Source organism: Bosea sp. F3-2 (assembly GCF_008253865.1).
GTDB lineage: Bacteria > Pseudomonadota > Alphaproteobacteria > Rhizobiales > Beijerinckiaceae > Allobosea.
This window is the reverse complement of record NZ_CP042331.1, coordinates 1597808-1614272: the sequence shown is the minus strand read 5'-3', so window position 1 is coordinate 1614272 and position 16465 is coordinate 1597808. Positions and strand designations below refer to the sequence as shown.

At 63.7% G+C, this 16465-nt stretch carries 14 protein-coding genes and 3 pseudogenes; 14 read left to right on the top strand and 3 right to left on the bottom strand.

The annotated features are described in order from the left end of the window. Nucleotides 1-197 precede the first annotated feature (197 nt). The 5 genes from FQV39_RS07475 to FQV39_RS07455 all read left to right on the top strand — a co-directional run bounded on the left by FQV39_RS07475 (nucleotide 198) and on the right by FQV39_RS07455 (nucleotide 5632). Entirely contained in the window at nucleotides 198-1220 is a 1023-nt protein-coding gene (locus FQV39_RS07475) for an amino acid ABC transporter substrate-binding protein (protein WP_149129714.1), read from the top strand. 565 nt (nucleotides 1221-1785) lie between these two features. Next, nucleotides 1786-2982, top strand: coding sequence for an amino acid ABC transporter permease (locus FQV39_RS07470; protein WP_248313284.1), 1197 nt, complete (start codon nucleotides 1786-1788; stop codon nucleotides 2980-2982). 10 nt (nucleotides 2983-2992) lie between these two features. Next, complete coding sequence (locus FQV39_RS07465) at nucleotides 2993-4372, top strand: amino acid ABC transporter permease (RefSeq protein WP_149129713.1); 1380 nt, start codon at nucleotides 2993-2995, stop codon at nucleotides 4370-4372. A gap of 98 nt (nucleotides 4373-4470) precedes the next feature. Then, nucleotides 4471-5187: an amino acid ABC transporter ATP-binding protein gene (locus FQV39_RS07460; RefSeq protein WP_187640311.1), complete on the top strand. Its 717-nt coding sequence runs from the start codon at nucleotides 4471-4473 to the stop codon at nucleotides 5185-5187. 166 nt (nucleotides 5188-5353) lie between these two features. After that, nucleotides 5354-5632: a PepSY domain-containing protein gene (locus FQV39_RS07455; RefSeq protein WP_149129712.1), complete on the top strand. Its 279-nt coding sequence runs from the start codon at nucleotides 5354-5356 to the stop codon at nucleotides 5630-5632. A 249-nt stretch (nucleotides 5633-5881) separates the two neighbouring features. Here the strand turns inward: FQV39_RS07455 and FQV39_RS07450 are convergent, their stop codons facing one another. Further along, nucleotides 5882-7039: a glycerophosphodiester phosphodiesterase gene (locus FQV39_RS07450; protein ID WP_187640201.1), complete on the bottom strand. Its 1158-nt coding sequence runs from the start codon at nucleotides 7037-7039 to the stop codon at nucleotides 5882-5884. Between the two features lie 169 nt (nucleotides 7040-7208). Continuing rightward, complete coding sequence (locus tag FQV39_RS33080) at nucleotides 7209-7349, bottom strand: hypothetical protein (protein WP_187640200.1); 141 nt, start codon at nucleotides 7347-7349, stop codon at nucleotides 7209-7211. Between the two features lie 183 nt (nucleotides 7350-7532). Between FQV39_RS33080 and FQV39_RS07445 the strand changes: the two genes are divergently transcribed. From FQV39_RS07445 to FQV39_RS07415, 8 genes and pseudogenes are all read left to right on the top strand, one after another. Next, nucleotides 7533-8831 carry an RsmB/NOP family class I SAM-dependent RNA methyltransferase gene (locus tag FQV39_RS07445; protein ID WP_149129711.1) on the top strand — a complete coding sequence of 433 codons (1299 nt, stop codon included), beginning with the start codon at nucleotides 7533-7535 and terminating at the stop codon, nucleotides 8829-8831. Between the two features lie 49 nt (nucleotides 8832-8880). Continuing rightward, a complete protein-coding gene (gene guaA, locus FQV39_RS07440; protein WP_149129710.1) occupies nucleotides 8881-10449 on the top strand; it encodes a glutamine-hydrolyzing GMP synthase in 1569 nt (522 codons plus the stop codon). 1106 nt (nucleotides 10450-11555) lie between these two features. Then, nucleotides 11556-12464, top strand: a pseudogene (locus FQV39_RS07435) (Wadjet anti-phage system protein JetA family protein); the annotation flags it as partial. Further along, a pseudogene (locus FQV39_RS34105) lies at nucleotides 12454-12774 on the top strand (Wadjet anti-phage system protein JetA family protein); the annotation flags it as partial. The pseudogenes FQV39_RS07435 and FQV39_RS34105, both read left to right, overlap by 11 nt. Nucleotides 12775-12855: 81 nt before the next feature. Continuing rightward, nucleotides 12856-13254: pseudogene (locus FQV39_RS07430) on the top strand (HipA domain-containing protein); the annotation flags it as partial. A gap of 598 nt (nucleotides 13255-13852) precedes the next feature. Further along, the gene (locus FQV39_RS07425) at nucleotides 13853-14065 is read left to right on the top strand and encodes a hypothetical protein (protein ID WP_149129708.1); all 213 of its coding nucleotides are present in this window, start codon (nucleotides 13853-13855) and stop codon (nucleotides 14063-14065) included. Further along, nucleotides 14062-14361: a hypothetical protein gene (locus FQV39_RS07420; protein WP_149129707.1), complete on the top strand. Its 300-nt coding sequence runs from the start codon at nucleotides 14062-14064 to the stop codon at nucleotides 14359-14361. The genes FQV39_RS07425 and FQV39_RS07420 overlap by 4 nt, the downstream gene beginning before the upstream one ends. Before the next feature lie 160 nt (nucleotides 14362-14521). Beyond that, nucleotides 14522-15226 (top strand): glutathione S-transferase N-terminal domain-containing protein, encoded by a 705-nt coding sequence (locus FQV39_RS07415; protein WP_149129706.1) that lies wholly within the window; start codon nucleotides 14522-14524, stop codon nucleotides 15224-15226. Between the two features lie 14 nt (nucleotides 15227-15240). Here FQV39_RS07415 and FQV39_RS07410 read toward each other — a convergent pair whose 3' ends face one another. Beyond that, nucleotides 15241-15699, bottom strand: a complete 459-nt coding sequence (locus tag FQV39_RS07410) for a phosphoribosyltransferase family protein (RefSeq protein WP_149129705.1) — start codon at nucleotides 15697-15699, stop codon at nucleotides 15241-15243. A 256-nt stretch (nucleotides 15700-15955) separates the two neighbouring features. On the opposite strand from FQV39_RS07410, the gene FQV39_RS07405 reads away from it, so the two are divergent. Continuing rightward, a complete protein-coding gene (locus FQV39_RS07405; protein ID WP_149129704.1) occupies nucleotides 15956-16312 on the top strand; it encodes an ArsC family reductase in 357 nt (118 codons plus the stop codon). Nucleotides 16313-16465: the final 153 nt, after the last annotated feature.

Below are 16465 nucleotides of genomic sequence, written 5' to 3'. Positions count from 1 at the left end.
TGATGTATGCGGTGAACAAGGGGCGCCGAGGGCGGATGGCGGTTGCTTGACGCTCATGGGTCGCTCTGGCAATCGACGCCGCAACGGGGGCGCCGCACCAAACGTAAGGCTAATCGAGCAGCGAAAATGCTGCCAGCGGCGAGACCGGGATGGCGTTCGGCGCAAGCCGGAAACGTGGCTTCAATGGGAGAGTACCGATGAAAAAGTTTGTAGCAGCCGCCCTTGCGGCAGGAATCGGCCTGGCGATTTCCGCAACTGCGGCTTCGGCCCAGGCGACGCTCGCGCAGGTCAAGCAACGCGGTATCCTGAATTGCGGCTCGAACACTGGCCTTGCCGGCTTTGGCGTGCCGGATGCGCAGGGCAATTGGAAGGGGCTCGACGTCGATCTCTGCCGCGCGATCGCGGCGACGATCTTCAACGACCCGAACAAAGTGAAGTTCATCCCGCTTTCGGCCAAGGACCGCTTCACGGCGCTCCAGTCGGGCGAGATTGACGTGCTGGTGCGCAACTCAACCTGGACGATGACGCGCGACGCCTCGCTCGGCCTGCTCTTCACCGGCGTCAACTACTATGACGGCCAGGGCTTCATGGTCCGCAAGAAGCTCGGCGTGAATTCGGCCCTGCAGCTCTCGGGCGCTTCGGTCTGCACCCAGCAGGGCACCACCACCGAGCTCAACCTCGCCGACTACTTCCGCGCCAACAACCTGAAATACGAGGTCGTGGCCTTCGCGACCTCCGACGAGACGGTCAAGGCCTATGACGCCGGCCGCTGCGACGCCTTCACCACCGACGCCTCGGGCCTCTATGCCGAGCGCCTGAAGCTCACCAACCCGGACGACCACCTCGTCCTGCCGGAGATCATCTCCAAGGAGCCGCTCGGCCCGTCCGTCCGCAATAACGACCCGCAGTGGTTCAATCTGGTGAAGTGGGTCCACTTCGCCATGCTGAACGCCGAAGAGCTCGGCGTCACCCAGGCGAATGTCGACCAGCAGCTCAAGGCCGACAACCCGGAGATCAAGCGCCTGCTCGGCACCGAGGGCAAGTTCGGCGAGCAGGTCGGCCTGACGCCGGACTGGGTCGTGCGCATCGTCAAGCTCGTCGGCAATTATGGCGAATCGTTCGAGCGCAACGTCGGCCAGGGCTCGCTGCTCAAGATCGCCCGCGGTCAGAACGCGCTCTGGACCAAGGGTGGCCTGCAGTACGCTCCGCCGGTTCGCTGATGCATTCACGGGGCGCCGGGTAGACCGGCGCCTCGTTTGTCTTACGGCCTGAAGCGGCCGCACCCCGCCGCGAGCCGCTCTCGAAGCGTTTCGCGGCGTTCGTGTATCAGCTCCGGATCAGGGCAATCCAACGGATTGCGAAGCGCCGCAATGCGTTAACGGGATTGTTCGTTGACGACGCGGTTTCGGGCGCGCAGAGATTCCAGACCAGCGCCGGACGGCAGCAGGCGCGGTTGGTCCGGGAATTGCTGCTCGGGATTTTGCTTCAGCAGGGCTTGCCGTGTCGGCATTTGCTGCTCAAGATTTGTTCAATCGGGGAGAGCGGGACAAACCTGCTCCGAACAGGGGAACGGCATGAAGACAGAGAGCATCACTGCCGCCAGCGCGGCAGCTATCGGCGTCGGTATCGCGTCGGGTTCGTGAACGACGGCGGGGCTCGCATGGCGCGCCCTTCCGGCAAGAAGCTCACAAAAAAAGCGCGGCACGGACAACAAGACGACCTCGGCGCAACCGCACAGCCGCAGGATCACCGGCCGCCACAAGCGAAGCAAAAAGGGCGTGACAAGTGTCGAGCATTCCCGACCAAACGGTATCACCCGGCAAGGCGTCGTTGTTTTACGACCCCAAGATCCGAGGCTATGTCTATCAGATCGCTCTGCTGGCGATCGTCGGCTTCCTGATCTGGTCGGCGGCATCCAACGCCATCGAGAACCTGCGTGCGCAGAAGATCGCCTCAGGCTTCGGCTTCTGGCACAACGCCGCCGGATTCGACGTCAACCAGAAGCTGATCCCATTCTCGGCCCAGGGTGGCTCGACCTATGGTCAGGCCTTCCTGGTCGGCCTGCTCAACACGCTGCTCGTTGCCGCCCTCGGCATCGTCTTCGCCACCATCATCGGCTTCACCGTCGGCGTGGCGCGGCTATCGAACAACTGGATCGTCTCCAAGCTGGCGATGATCTATGTCGAGGTCATCCGCAACATCCCGCTGCTGCTCCAGCTCTTCTTCTGGTACAACGCGGTGCTGAAGCCTCTGCCGGACGCCCGCAACTCGATCGCGCTGCCTGGCAGCATCTATCTCAACAATCGCGGCATCATCCTGCCGAGCCCGCAATTTGCGCCAGCCTTCGAGGCGGTCGTCATCGCCTTCATCGTCGGCATCGCCGCGGCGATCGCCTTCTTCATCTGGTCGCGGCGCCAGCAGATGCAGACGGGCAAGCAGCACCATAACGGCTGGATCGCGCTCGCTCTGATCATCGGGCTGCCGCTTTTCGTGTTCTTCATCACGGGCCGGCCGCTCTCCTTCGATTATCCGCAGCAGGGCCGCTTCAACCTGACCGGCGGCATGCAGATCTTTCCGGAGTTCGTGGCGCTGCTGATCGGTCTCTCGACCTATACCGGCGGCTTCATCGCCGAGGTCGTGCGTGCCGGCATCATGGCGGTGTCCAGGGGGCAGTCCGAAGCGGCCCATGCGCTCGGCCTGCGCTCTGGCCCGACGCTGAAGCTCGTCGTCATCCCGCAGGCGATGCGCGTCATCATCCCGCCGCTGACCTCGCAATACCTCAACCTCGTCAAGAACTCCTCGCTGGCGGTGGCGATCGGCTATCCGGATCTCGTCCAGGTCTTCATGGGTACGGTGCTGAACCAGACCGGGCAGGCGGTCGAGATGGTGTCGATCACCATGGCGGTCTATCTGACGATCTCGCTGGTGACATCGTTCTTCATGAACATCTACAATAAGCGCATGGCGCTGGTTGAACGGTGAGGGCAGACCGATGACCGACGCAACCACCGAACTCACGCCCTACGCCTTCGTCCGCAAGGAGACGCTGCAGCAGGAGCCTGCCCCGCTTTCCGTGGCCGGCCCCTTGGCCTGGATCAGGGCTCACCTGTTCTCCAGCCCGCTCAATACGATCCTGACCCTGCTCTGCCTCTACCTGGTGGTCGATGCGGTGCCGGGGCTGATCCGGTTCTACTTCCTCGACGCGGTCTGGACCGGCACGAGCCGCGACGCCTGCCTCGCCGACAAGGTCGGCCGGCCGGTCGGTGCCTGCTGGGCCTATATCGCCGACCGCCTCCAGTATTTCATCTACGGCTCCTATCCGGTGACGGAGCGCTGGCGGGTCAACATCGTCTTCGCGATGTTCGCGCTGGGCGTGGTCTGGCTGCTCTGGAACAAGGCGCCAATGAAGAAGATCGGCGTCTTCTTCTTCTTCGTCATTCTGCCGACCAGCGCCTTCATCCTGCTGCTGGGCGGTGACCGGGCCGAAGGCTTGCTGCGCTTCCTGATCCTGGTGAGCTTCGCGCTGGCGGTGGTCTATCTCGTCCTGTCCTTCGTGCCGTCACTGATCGGGTTCTGGATCGGCGAGGGACAGCTGGCGGTCGAGCAGGCGATGCCGGTCTGGCAGCGCTTCTATCGGCCGAAGCGCCTGATCCTGATCGCGCTGGTCGTCTTCGGTGTGCTCGCCCTGCTGGCCGACAGGGTCGGGCTGCCCCGCGTCGATACCGGGCTTTGGGGCGGCATGACGGTGACCTTCTTGGTCTCTGCGGTCGGCATCGTGTTCTCGTTGCCGCTCGGCGTGCTGCTGGCGCTCGGCCGCCGTTCCAGGCTGCCGGCGATCCAGCTGCTCTCGGTGATCTTCATCGAGTTCGTCCGCGGCGTGCCGCTGATCACCGTGCTGTTCATGGCCAACACCATGCTGCCGCTCTTCGTGCCGCAGGAATGGTCGCCGGACCGGTTGCTCAGGCCGCTGATCGGCGTCGCGCTCTTCGCCGCCGCCTATATGGCGGAGGTGGTGCGCGGCGGCCTGCAGGCGATCCCCAAGGGCCAATACGAAGGCGCGATGTCGCTCGGCCTCGGCTACTGGCAGATGACGCGCCTGATCGTCCTGCCGCAGGCGCTGCGGATCGTGATCCCCGGCATCGTCAACACCTTCATCGGGTTGTTCAAGGATACGACGCTGGTCACCATCGTCGGCATCTTCGACTTCCTGCGCACGATCGAGGCGACCCTCGTCGACCCGACCTGGGCGACGCCGACCACGCGGACGACCGGCTATGCCTTCGCCGCGATCTTCTATTTCCTTTGCTGCTGGGGAATGTCGCGCTACTCGGTAGCTGTCGAAAAGCGCCTCGCCGCCGGCCAAAAACGTTGAGAGGAATGACGACCATGGCAATGGCAGAAACCAAGATGACCGACTCCCGGCCTGCGGCTCTTAAGCAGACCTCGCTCAACACCGCCACCGCCGTCGAGATGATCGGGGTGAACAAGTGGTACGGCGAGTTCCATGTCCTGCGCGACGTGAACCTCAAGGTCTCGCGCGGCGAGAAGCTCGTCATCTGCGGCCCGTCCGGCTCGGGCAAGTCGACGATGATCCGCTGCATCAACCGGCTCGAGGAGCACCAGAAGGGCCAGATCGTCGTCGACGGGACGGAGCTCACCAACGACCTCAAGAAGATCGACGAGATCCGCCGCGACGTCGGCATGGTCTTCCAGCACTTCAACCTGTTCCCGCATCTGACGATTCTCGAGAATCTGACGCTCGCGCCGATCTGGGTGAGGAAGATGCCCAAGAAGGACGCCGAGGAGATCGCGATGCACTACCTCAAGCGCGTCAAGATCCCGGAGCAGGCGGCGAAGTACCCGGGCCAGCTCTCCGGCGGCCAGCAGCAGCGCGTGGCGATCGCCCGCTCATTGTGCATGAGCCCGAAGATCATGCTGTTCGACGAGCCGACCTCGGCGCTCGACCCCGAAATGGTCAAGGAGGTGCTCGACACCATGGTCTCGCTGGCGGAGGAGGGCATGACCATGCTCTGCGTCACCCACGAGATGGGCTTCGCCCGCCAGGTCGCCGACCGCGTCATCTTCATGGATGCCGGCCAGATCGTCGAGATGAACACCCCGAACGAGTTCTTCAAGAACCCGCAGCACGAGCGCACCAAGCTCTTCCTCAGCCAGATCCTGCACTGACAAAGAACAGCTCATCGAGCGATGGAAGCGCGCCGGCCTTGCCGGCGCGCTTTTTCGTTTGAGGGGCGATCCCCAAAGAATCGCTAAGCATCTTCAGCCGCAGATGGAACCTTTTGCGGAACGAGTCCTTGTCCGGTGCGTTGATGGCGCAAACGGAGGGTACGTCATGAATCGTTTTGTCCCTGTCATAGCTGTTGCTCTTCTGGCGAGCAGCGGCGCCTATGCTCAGTCGATCAACATCGGACCGGGCGGCGTGAGCGTCGATCCCCGCACGCCCCATGAGCGGGCGATCGATCGCGAGATGCGTCAGGAGCGCTATGAGCGCATGCGCGAGCGCGAATGGCGACGCGCCAACTATTACCGCGGCGACGATTGCCGCACGATTACGACCGAGCGGGAAACACCGCGCGGCGTGGTGCGGCGCACGACCCGCGTCTGCGATTGACCAATCTGATTTGTAGGGAGCGGGCGCGAAGCCCGCTGACGGCCAAGGCCCGCGGCGCTGGGCGCCGCGGGCTTTCCGTGAGTTTGTAGATCTTTCACGGACACGCGGGTCATCCCGGACGGAGCGAAGCGGAGATCCGGGATCCATGCCTGAACCTTCGTCGGAAGCGCTCCGGCATGGATCCCGGGTCAAGCCCGGGATGACCCGCGTTTCCGTGAAAATGCGCCGTGCCCTCTATGGCGGGAAACCTTACTTCGCGTCGCGCGCCTTCACGGCCTGATCCGAGAAATCCGAGAACAGGCCGTCGATGCCGAGCGCGAAGAAGGCCTTGTACTCGGCCGCGGCGTCGCCCTTGAAGTCCGAGGCCAGCCGCTTCGGCTCGCTCCGGAAGGTCCAGGTGTGGACGAGGAGGCCGGCGGCATGGGCATCCTTGACCACGTTCGTCGGCGCGATCAGCGTGCGGTCGCGCTCGTCGATGGTGCCGTCGCCGTTGAGATCCTGCGGCTTGCCATCAGCGCCGATCGTCTGCTTGGCGCCCATGATGTAGGGCTTCCAGGGGCCGACGCCGTCGGCATAGGTCGCGATCTCCTTGAGCCCTTCGGCCGAGAGCATGTCCTGGAAGGTGCGCTTGTCGCCGAGCACGGCGAAGTCATAGGGGCGGTCGAAGGGGGCCACGAGCGTGACCTTGCCGTCCTTGTCGACGCCGTCGCCATCGACGAGCTGGACGAGGCGCAGCTGCGTCTTCTTGCGCAGATATTTCAGGTTTCCCGTCTCGAAGCTCTGGATGAACACCGGCGAGGTCTTCTCGGTCCAGCCGGCGGCCTTGAGCATGTCGAGGAGCTTGTCCTCGAAGGCGAGGCCGAGCGCGGCGTGATAGGTCGGGTGTTTGGTTTCCGGATAGATGCCGATGGTGCGGCCGGTGCGGGCGCTTTCCGCCTTGGCGAGGTCGATCACCTCCTGGAAGGCCGGGATCTGGTACTTGCCGTTATGCGACTGGTCGCGATCGGCGAAAGCCTGCTTGGCGCGCAGGGTCTTGATCTCGGCCAGGGTGAAATCATTGGCGAACCAGTCGGTGGTGTCGATGCCGTCGACCTTGCGCGTCGTCTTGCGACTGGCGAACTCCGGCCGGTCGGCGATGTCGGTGGTGCCGCTCAGCATCGGCTCGTGCCGCACGATCAGAACACCGTCCTTGGTCGAGACCAGATCGGGCTCGATGAAATCCGCGCCCATCTCGATGGCGAGCTTGTAGCCCTCGATCGTGTGCTCGGGCATGTAGCCGCTGGCGCCGCGGTGGGCGATGATCAGCGGCTTGCTGGTGGAGGTAGATGCCTGCTGGGCGAGGGCCGCGAGCGGCTGCACGGCCAGCGCGGCGAGAAGCGATGTCGAGAGAAGCAGCGTCTTTTTCATGGTTTGACCCCGGCTCGCGGAAATACGCGCGAACTTAGGTCGGGTGATGTGACAGCTCCATGAAAAGATTGCTTGGGATCGCTGGTATCAGCTCTCGCGCCTTGCGACGGCCAACAAAAAGCCCGCGCTGCCGGTCAGGGCGCGCGGGCGATCCTGTGTCCGCCTGACGTCAGCGGCGATTTTCGAGCGTGGTCTTCGCGTCGAGGCGCTTTGAGGGCGGCGGTGTGAATTCCGGCTGCGGCTGGGTCGCGCAAGCGGCAAGGCCGAGGGCGACAAGGCTCAGAATGACGATGCGGCTGGCGCTTTTCATGTGTGGATATCCCGGCGGCCGCGACATGCGGTTGCATCGTCTTTCCGCTTGTGAAACGACCGCGTCAAGTGCATGCCGCATGGGCCACCATGCCTCGGCGTCATGTTTGAACGGGTCGAAGCACACCTTACTCACCGCCTTGCGGCGCCGGGCTTGAGCCGCCCACGCCAGGATTGAAGCATCATGACGCCAGCCGCCCGGATCAGCGCCGCCATCGAGGTGCTGCAGGACATCATCGAGCGCCGTCGCCCGGCGGCTGATGCGCTGAAGGACTGGGGGCTGTCGCGCCGCTTCGCCGGCTCGAAGGACCGCGCGGCCATCGCCTCGCTCGTCTATGACGCGCTGCGTCGCAAGGCGTCTGCCGGCTACGCCATGGCCTCCGAGGAGCCACGCGCACTCGTTCTCGGCATGCTCGCTGGGCTGCGTGGCCTGCCGTTGGATGAGATCGCTGCGCTGTTCTCGGGCGAGAATCACGCTCCGGCGCCGCTCAGCGCCGATGAGACTGCACTTCTCACCGCCTTTTCCGACGAGGGGGCGCCTGATTGGGTACGGGCGGACGTGCCCGAATGGCTGTGGCCTTCGTTCCACGGCGGCTTCGGCGAGGCGGCGATGGCGGAGGGGCAGGCGCTGGCCGCCCGCGCGCCGATCGACTTGCGCGTCAATCGCCTCAAGGCCGGCCGCGACGCCGTTCTCAAGGATCTCGCTCACCATCAGCCGGAGACCGGCGCATGGTCGCCCGATGGCTTACGCTTCCAGCCCGGCCATGACGGCCGCGGCCCTTCGCTGCAGACCGAGCCCGGTTTCTTTGCCGGTGCCTTCGAGGTTCAGGACGAAGGCTCGCAGCTGGTGACATTGCTCGCCGGCGCCCGGCCAGGCGAGACAGTCATCGATCTCTGCGCCGGGGCAGGGGGCAAGACGCTGGCCCTCGCTGCGCTAATGGCGAACCGCGGCAGCCTCTACGCCACCGATCTCGACAGCCGCCGGCTCGCGCCACTGCATGACCGCGTGGCGCGCTCGGGCGCGAGCATCGTCGAGGTGCGCATCCCGCGCTCGCGCGGCCATGAGCCTTTGGCGGATGTCGCCGGTCAGGCCGATCTCGTGCTGGTCGATGCGCCCTGCACCGGCTCGGGTACCTGGCGGCGCAATCCCGATGCGAAATGGCGCGTGCGTCCCGGCGCGCTCGCCGAACGGATCAAGGATCAGGCCGAGGTGCTGGCCCGCGCCGCCAAGCTGGTAAAGCCGGGCGGGCGCATTGCCTATATCACCTGCTCCATGCTGCCCGAGGAAAATGACGAGGCCATCCGCGCCTTCCTTGGCCGCCATCCCGGCTTCGCTCCGATCGCGCCGATCGACGTGCTCAAGGGCGCGGAAAGCGACTTCTCCCTGCTCGCCCGCTTCGCCACGGAGTTCGGCCTGCAGCTCTCGCCGCGCCGCACCGGAACGGATGGTTTCTACCTGGCTTGCCTCCAGCGCGGGGATTGAGACGGCTACGGCCGTTGCGCGCGCCCGCGTGATCCAGTAACGGGACGCGATGACGAGCGCTCAGCCCCATCACGACTCCATCCTCATCATCGATTTCGGCTCGCAGGTGACGCAGCTGATCGCGCGGCGCATCCGCGAGATCGGCGTCTACTGCGAGATCGCCCCGTTCCAGTCGGCGGGTGAGGCGTTCGAGCGGCTGAAGCCGAAGGGCGTGATCTTCTCCGGCGGCCCCGCTTCGGTGCCGGACGAGGGCAGCCCCCGCGCTCCTGAAGCGGTCTTCACGGCAAATATTCCGCTGATGGGCATCTGCTATGGTCAGCAGACCATGGCGCATCAGCTCGGCGGCACCGTCGAGGGCGGGCACGCCGCCGAGTTTGGCCGGGCCGATGTCGAAATCCTCGCGCCGTCGGCGCTGTTCGAGGGCGTCTGGGAGAAGGGCTCGCGCTACCCGGTCTGGATGAGCCATGGCGACCGCGTCACCAAGCTGCCGCAGGGCTTCTCGGTCAAGGCAACCTCGGAGAACGCGCCCTTCGCGGTGGCGAGCGACGAGGAGCGGCGCTTCTACACCACGATGTTCCATCCCGAGGTGGTCCATACGCCCGATGGCGGCAAGCTGCTGCGCAACTTCGTCGTCGAGATCTGCGGCTGCAAGCCGGATTGGAGCATGTCGGCCTACCGCGCCGAGATGCAGAAGAAGATCCGCGAGCAGGTTGGCTCTGGCCGCGTCATCTGCGGTCTTTCCGGCGGCGTCGACTCGGCTGTTGCGGCCGTGCTGATCCATGAGGCGATCGGCGACCAGCTCACCTGCGTCTTCGTCGATCACGGGCTGATGCGGCTGGGCGAGGCCGAGCAGGTCGTCACCCTCTTCAGGGACCACTACAACATCCCACTGGTCCACGTTGACGCCGAAGAGCTTTTCTTGTCGGAGCTCGCCAAGTGCGGCTCCGATCCGGAAGCCAAGCGCAAGACCATCGGCCGGCTCTTCATCGACGTCTTCGATGCGGAAGCTGCCAAGCTCGGCGGCGCCGATTTCCTGGCGCAGGGCACGCTCTATCCCGACGTGATCGAGAGCGTGTCCTTCTCCGGTGGCCCCTCGGTGACGATCAAGAGCCACCACAATGTCGGCGGCCTGCCCGAGCGCATGAAGATGAAGCTCGTCGAGCCGCTGCGTGAGCTGTTCAAGGACGAGGTTCGCGTGCTCGGCCGCGAGCTCGGCCTGCCCGAGGCCTTCGTCGGCCGCCATCCCTTCCCGGGGCCGGGCCTCGCCATCCGCTGCCCCGGCGAGATCACCAAGGAGAAGCTCGACATCCTGCGCAAGGCCGATGCGATCTATCTCGACGAGATCCGCAAGGCCGGCCTCTATGACGTGATCTGGCAGGCCTTCGCCGTGCTGCTGCCGGTCCGCACCGTCGGCGTGATGGGCGACTATCGCACCTACGATCATGTCTGCGCGCTGCGCGCCGTGACCTCGGTCGATGGCATGACGGCGGATTTCTATCCCTTCGACATGAACTTCCTCGGCCGTGCAGCCACGCGGATCATCAACGAGGTCAAGGGCATCAACCGCGTCGTCTACGACGTGACCTCGAAGCCGCCTGGGACGATCGAGTGGGAGTAGAGGGGAATTGGCGGCAATAGCGTATTTTCGGCGCGAGTATTGACCGCCGCTACAACCTTCCGCTCACGCGATGCGCTTGCGGAAACCCTATGTGACTGGGGTGCCGATCGGTCAGCTCACTGGCCTTTTTCCCGGGAAGACCTCCAAGCAAATCTGGCACAAGGCTGCACATCTCGGATTTCGCCGCCCCCGCCGTGCTCCGCTGCCGACCGGTGTGCTCCTGGTCGATTCCATTCGCCAACGCGCTTACGATCTTCGTTTGTCGATGACCGATTTGGACCGCTGTCTTGGCACGAAAAGGTACTTCGTCTCGCCGCGGTATGTGAACTGGCGGGCGCTGCAGCTTGCGGTAGAAATCCTTGGCGGCAGGCCTATGGTGCGCTGGCATGACGAGCTTGTCTCACTTGGTTAAGGCGCAGGACAGGAAGCGACCTGCTGCAACATTGCTCTGGTCGGCTGAGGAGGATGACCGAATTCGAGCGGAATACCCCTCCTATCCGCGACTTCAGGCGCAACTGCCGCATCGCACGCTTTCCGCGCTGAAGCATCGTGCCAGATCTCTTGGTATTGTCCGTTGTCGTCATGTCTGGACGACTGTCGAAGTCAGACGTCTCATCGCAGCCTGTGAGAGAAATGCATCCCGGTCGGAACTACTGGTGCTTTTTCCCGGCTTGCGCGTGTCGCAGATCGTGAGCAAGGCAAGGCACGTGAGTGCAGCTCGGCGAAGAGCGCGGCTCGTAGCGTTCGATGTGCCCGCCCTCGACACGATTCGCTCAAGAGCGGCATCGAGGCATCTGTCACTGACGCAACTGGACAGGCAGGCACGCACTGGCCGATTCTTTCAGAAGTCGAGTCGCCGACCTGTCCTGAAACATCTTGCCCGTGCTGCCGCACTCCTGGCCGGTGAAGTAAGGATCGAGTGGATGGACTGAACAATCGGCCGAGGTCGGTTCGGTCGCCTTGTGAATTGACTCTCTCACTCGTCGATGGAACATTTAGAGAACGCGCGTCGGGCGCGCGGTTCGGGGTGTATGCTCTCACTGCCGACCAAGCGAGAGATCGTGTTGTTTCGGGATGTTGTCGGATCGGCACCGAGAGGGGGATAAATGGACGAGGCGCGGGAGGCTTATCTCTTCGGTTCAGTACCGTCGGGGTTATTCCGCGTCTTCACCGGTAGCGCTCGTTATTTCTTTGCCGATTTACTGACGCATATGGCCGAAGATCCCTTTGGGCAGTCAGGTGAGATCGCCACGCGTAAGCGCGTTTTCGCGGCGATCGAAGAATTCATCGACCGCGCCGGTCGGGCTACCGTAGCGGAGGCGTTGTCTGATGGCGGCACCCAGGCGGCAGCCGGGCAGACCTATATCGCCGCGTATAACCGCCTGATCGAGACCGGTTGGCTCGTAGAATATCGCGATCGCTATCGTCGCGTCGTCGATTTCGATCCTTCGGCACGACTGGTTCTGCACACATTGCTTGATATCCGGAACGGCCGTGTCCGCTCCTATGGCGGCGCGGTTCTCAATGTCCTGACGCTTCTTCAGTCGGTTGAAGACGATCCGCTCGCTAAGGCGCTGAACGTGCGCGAGGCAGCGCTCGCAGCGCGCGGCTTCATGAACCATCTACGTACGGTCGCGGGCACGATGCGCCGTGTCGAGGCGTTGATTATGGCGCAACCCACCGCCACCGCGCTTGTCCACCGTTTCGTGACTGACTTCATCGAGGCCGAGGTCGTCCAAGACTACCGCAACCTTCACGCGCGTGAGAGCCCCTATCGCTTCCGTGGTCTGATCCTCGAAACCGGCGAGAAGCTGCTGGAGGATGAACAGGCGCTCGAGGCGATCGCCGAGGGCTGGAAGTTGGGCGGCATCGCACGCGACACCGTCGCTGCCCGCGAGACGATCATCACCGACCTTCGCGACACGGTCCGTGTATTCGCCGCCATCGATGATCATGTTCACGACATCGAGACGACGACCTTCCGCATCGAGCGACGCATGACCAATGTGGTGCGGTTCAGCGACCGCATGGCCACCGTCAGCACGGATCGTCTTCTGCGCGCTGGGTACGTCGCAGATCGACGCGGCGGAGGATATAGGCGCGCGGGCTCGCCTCCAACTCGAAGTGCTGCCGCTTGCCTCTTCGCTTCTCTATATGCCGCCGCGCAAGCGCCGCCCGCCGACCGAACGGGTTGTCGAGGTTCGTCCACCCGACCCGGCGTTGCTGCGCTATCTTCTTGCGGTCGATCACTTCGAACTTCGTGTGGGCGTCACGCCGGAACGTCTTTCCGCCTATGTCGAGCGGGCGCTGGGTCAAAAGTCCGAAGCTGGGCCGGGCGACTTTCCGCTGACGGATATCGATGATTTCCTTCTGTTCGAACGGTTACATCAGGTCGGGCTGTCACCGCTCCGTCGCCTGGCACTGACCGTCATTGCGGGCAACGGCGACATGCACCTGAAGAACTGGTCGTTGATCTATCCTGGAAACGGCGACAAGCCGGCGCTTGCACCAATCTACGACGTCCTGTCGACCGTGCCATATATTCCCGCCGACGCCATGGCGCTTTCGCTTGGAGGGGAGCGCTCGTTCAAGGCGCTAGCAGCACCGCGATGGAAAGCATTTGCGAACCGCGCAAGGCTTCCGGAGCCAGCAGTCCTGAAGGCAGTGGTCGAGACCGTCGAACTCGTCAACGAACACTGGTGGCGTCTGCCTGAGCGCCACGTTGTCCCGGCGAAAGTGCTTGAGCGGATCGACGAGCATGTGAAGGCGATTACGCCGATACTGAACTCTTGCGCCGAGAAGTGAGCCAATGCCCATGGCTTGACGAGAGGGGAAGTGACCGTGGACGGTCCCGGCTCGATGGCCGGCGATTCGCGAATAGAGCAGCAGGCGGGCGACTTGTGACCGATAAGGTTGGACGAAGATCCGAGGACACTCATCCGCGCATAGCCTTGGCACGGCCAGTCTGCTGCGTGGCGTGACGGTACTTTTGATCGTCAAATCCAAGGCAACGGCTTGCCCAAAAATTCTGTCCAGAGGGTCGATCGACCCCGATGGTTGCCGAAGCCACAGAAAAATTTTGGCGCCGGTTTTCCTTTTGAAATCATAAGCATAGCGTTTTGACGGCCCGAAAGTCGGTATCTCCATTCAGAAGGGAAAAATTTTCTTTCGATTTCAAATGCTTATGATCTGTTTAGGCAATCGAGTGGGAGTGAGCGAGGGCGCTCCAGGGCGGCACTGCCCGCCTTGAGCGCGAACCGCTCCAACGACTTTCTTGTCGTCGATCGACATCAGCCATCTATGGTGACGGTGTGGCCTCGCGAGCGGGCAACTCTTTCATGGTTGAGCTGTTCTTGTTTTGTTCTATGGTGTTGTTTCTGCCGTCTTTTCGAAGGAGGCGATCATGGAACGGAGTGTCTGGCTTCCAAGGCAGGCGAATTACTTCTTCGCGCTTCTGCCGAACCCGGTCGCAGCGGCTTCGGCCGACCGTATGGCGTGCGCGCTGCGCAACTGGCTCGGCCTGTCCGGCGATCCACGCGGGGTCGGCAAATACCACGTCACGCTCTGGGGCTGGCTCGAAAACAGAGAACCGGATTCCCAGGAACACTTGCCTTGATGCATCGCGCGGCACTGCGCATCAGGCAGGCATGCTTCACGCTGAACTTCGACCAAGTGGCGACTTTCGCCCAAAACGCCAAAACACCCGCGCTCGTCGTCACCGGTGAGGATGGCGTGATCGGAGCCGACCGGCTTCACAACATGTTGGATCGGGAGATGCGGTTTTCGCGGCAAGCGATCTTCCGGTCGCCCGCATCTGACGCTCCTTTACGACCGCTTCCGGACGAAGGCGTTCCACGTGCGTCCGCTGAGCTGGCCTGTGACGGATTTTGTCCTGATCCGCAGCGTTCCTAGTAAACCCTACGAGATTCTCGGTCGCTGGCCTCTTGCCGGCGCCTGATCATGCACCGGCGCAAGCCGGTCTTGCAGCCATGGGCCGGGCCCCCCGTTGCTTTGGGCGCGCCCGGCTCTATCGTCCTGCTCCGAAGCTCGCCCGATTCAACCGGAGCACCCTATGGCCGATCTCTCCGCGTTCCCGATCAACAAGCGCTGGCCCGCCCGCCATCCTGACCGCATCCAGCTCTATTCGCTGCCGACGCCGAACGGCGTGAAGGTCTCGATCGCGCTGGAGGAGCTCGAGCTGCCCTACGAGCCGCACCTCGTCGACATCGGCAAGAACGAGACCTGGGGCCCGGAATTCCTTTCGCTCAACCCCAACGGCAAGATCCCTGCGATCATCGATCCGAACGGGCCGGACGGAAAGCCGCTCGGCCTGTGGGAGTCGGGCGCGATCCTGCTCTACCTCGCCGAGAAGACCGGCAAGCTCCTGCCGAAGGACCCTGCGAAACGCTACGAGACCATCCAGTGGGTGTTCTTCCAGATGGCGGCGATCGGCCCGATGTTCGGCCAGCTCGGCTTCTTCCACAAGTTCGCCGGCCGCGAATATGAGGACAAGCGCCCGCGCGACCGCTACGCCAGCGAGAGCAAGCGCCTGCTCAGCGTGCTGGAGGACCGGCTGGTGAGCCGTACTTGGATCATGGGCGATGAATTCACCATTGCCGACATCGCCATCCTCGGCTGGGTGCGCAATCTCGTCGGCTTCTACGGCGCCGGCGAACTCGTCGACTATTCCGCGCTGACGCATGTGCCGATCTGGCTGGAGCGCTGCCTGTCGCGCCCGGCGGTGCAGCGCGGCCTCGACATCCCGAAGCGCCCCTGAGCACTGGCGTCCTTTCAGGGCCTGTCGCTGGGGAGCTCCTGGGGTTGAACCGGAGCCAGTCTTTTCAGGGCGTGCACGGAGATGCCGCCCTGGAGAAGCCGCTCGCGGCCTCCGAGCCCGTCGAGTTCGAAGATGAAGAGCGCATGCGTGCAGCGTGCGCCCAGCCGGCGAAGCAGCTGCGCCGCCGCCAGCGCGGTGCCACCCGTGACGAGGCAGTCGTCGATGATGGTCACGTGACGCCCGTCGAGCCGATGGCCCTTCGACAGGACGACGCCATTGCCGAGTTCGTAATTGGCCGCGAGGCTGCGGACGACGTCGGCGCGGATCGAACCGACCTTGCGGATATCGATGAAGCCGAGGCCGTTTCGCAGCGCCAACGCGCCCGCAAAGCCGAGGCCGCCGATGTCGATTCCGGCAAGAAGATCGGTTTCCTTGCCAAGATGGATTGCCAGAGCGTCGCAGGCCGTCTGCATCCAGCGGCCGTCGCAAGTGAAGGTCGAGGTATCGGGAAAATCGACGCCGACGATCGGATGGTCCTTCCAGCGCCGATGGGAAAAGCAGGTGGAGCCGGCGTTTTCTGCGCAGAGGCCGAGACGGTATCCATGCTATCTCCTGCCTGCATCCGACGATGTCACCCGCCATGTCATGCCTGTTTGCAGCGCTGCTGACAAACCCCGATGACAGGCGGATTGCGGGTGCAGCGCCGTTTCACACAGTCCGGATGAAGGCATGACGATTACGATCTACGGCATCAAGAACTGCGACACGATGAAGAAGGCGCGCAGCTGGCTCGACGGTCATGGCGCGACCTACGGCTTCCACGACTACAAGGCGAGCGGGATCGACAAGGCCTCGCTCGAAGGCTGGGTGAAGGAGCATGGCTGGGAGACGGTGCTGAACCGCGCCGGCACGACCTTCCGCGCGCTTCCAGACGCCGAGAAGCAAGGGCTCGATGCGGCCAAGGCCGTCGCGCTGATGCTCGCCCAGCCCGCGATGATCAAGCGCCCGGTGCTCGATTTCGGCAAGGGCAAGACGATCGTCGGCTTCAAGCCGGAGATCTACGAGGCCGTGCTGGCGAAGGGGTGAGCCTTCCCTGTTGCCGTCATTCTCGGGCGGCGCGGAGCGCCGACCCGAGAACCTCTTGCCGAACAGGCTCAGGGAGCCCTCGGGCTATGAGATGCTCGGGTCAAGCCCGAGCATGACGGCGAGAGACAGCCGCCCGGCGCGCGTAGCTCTTCC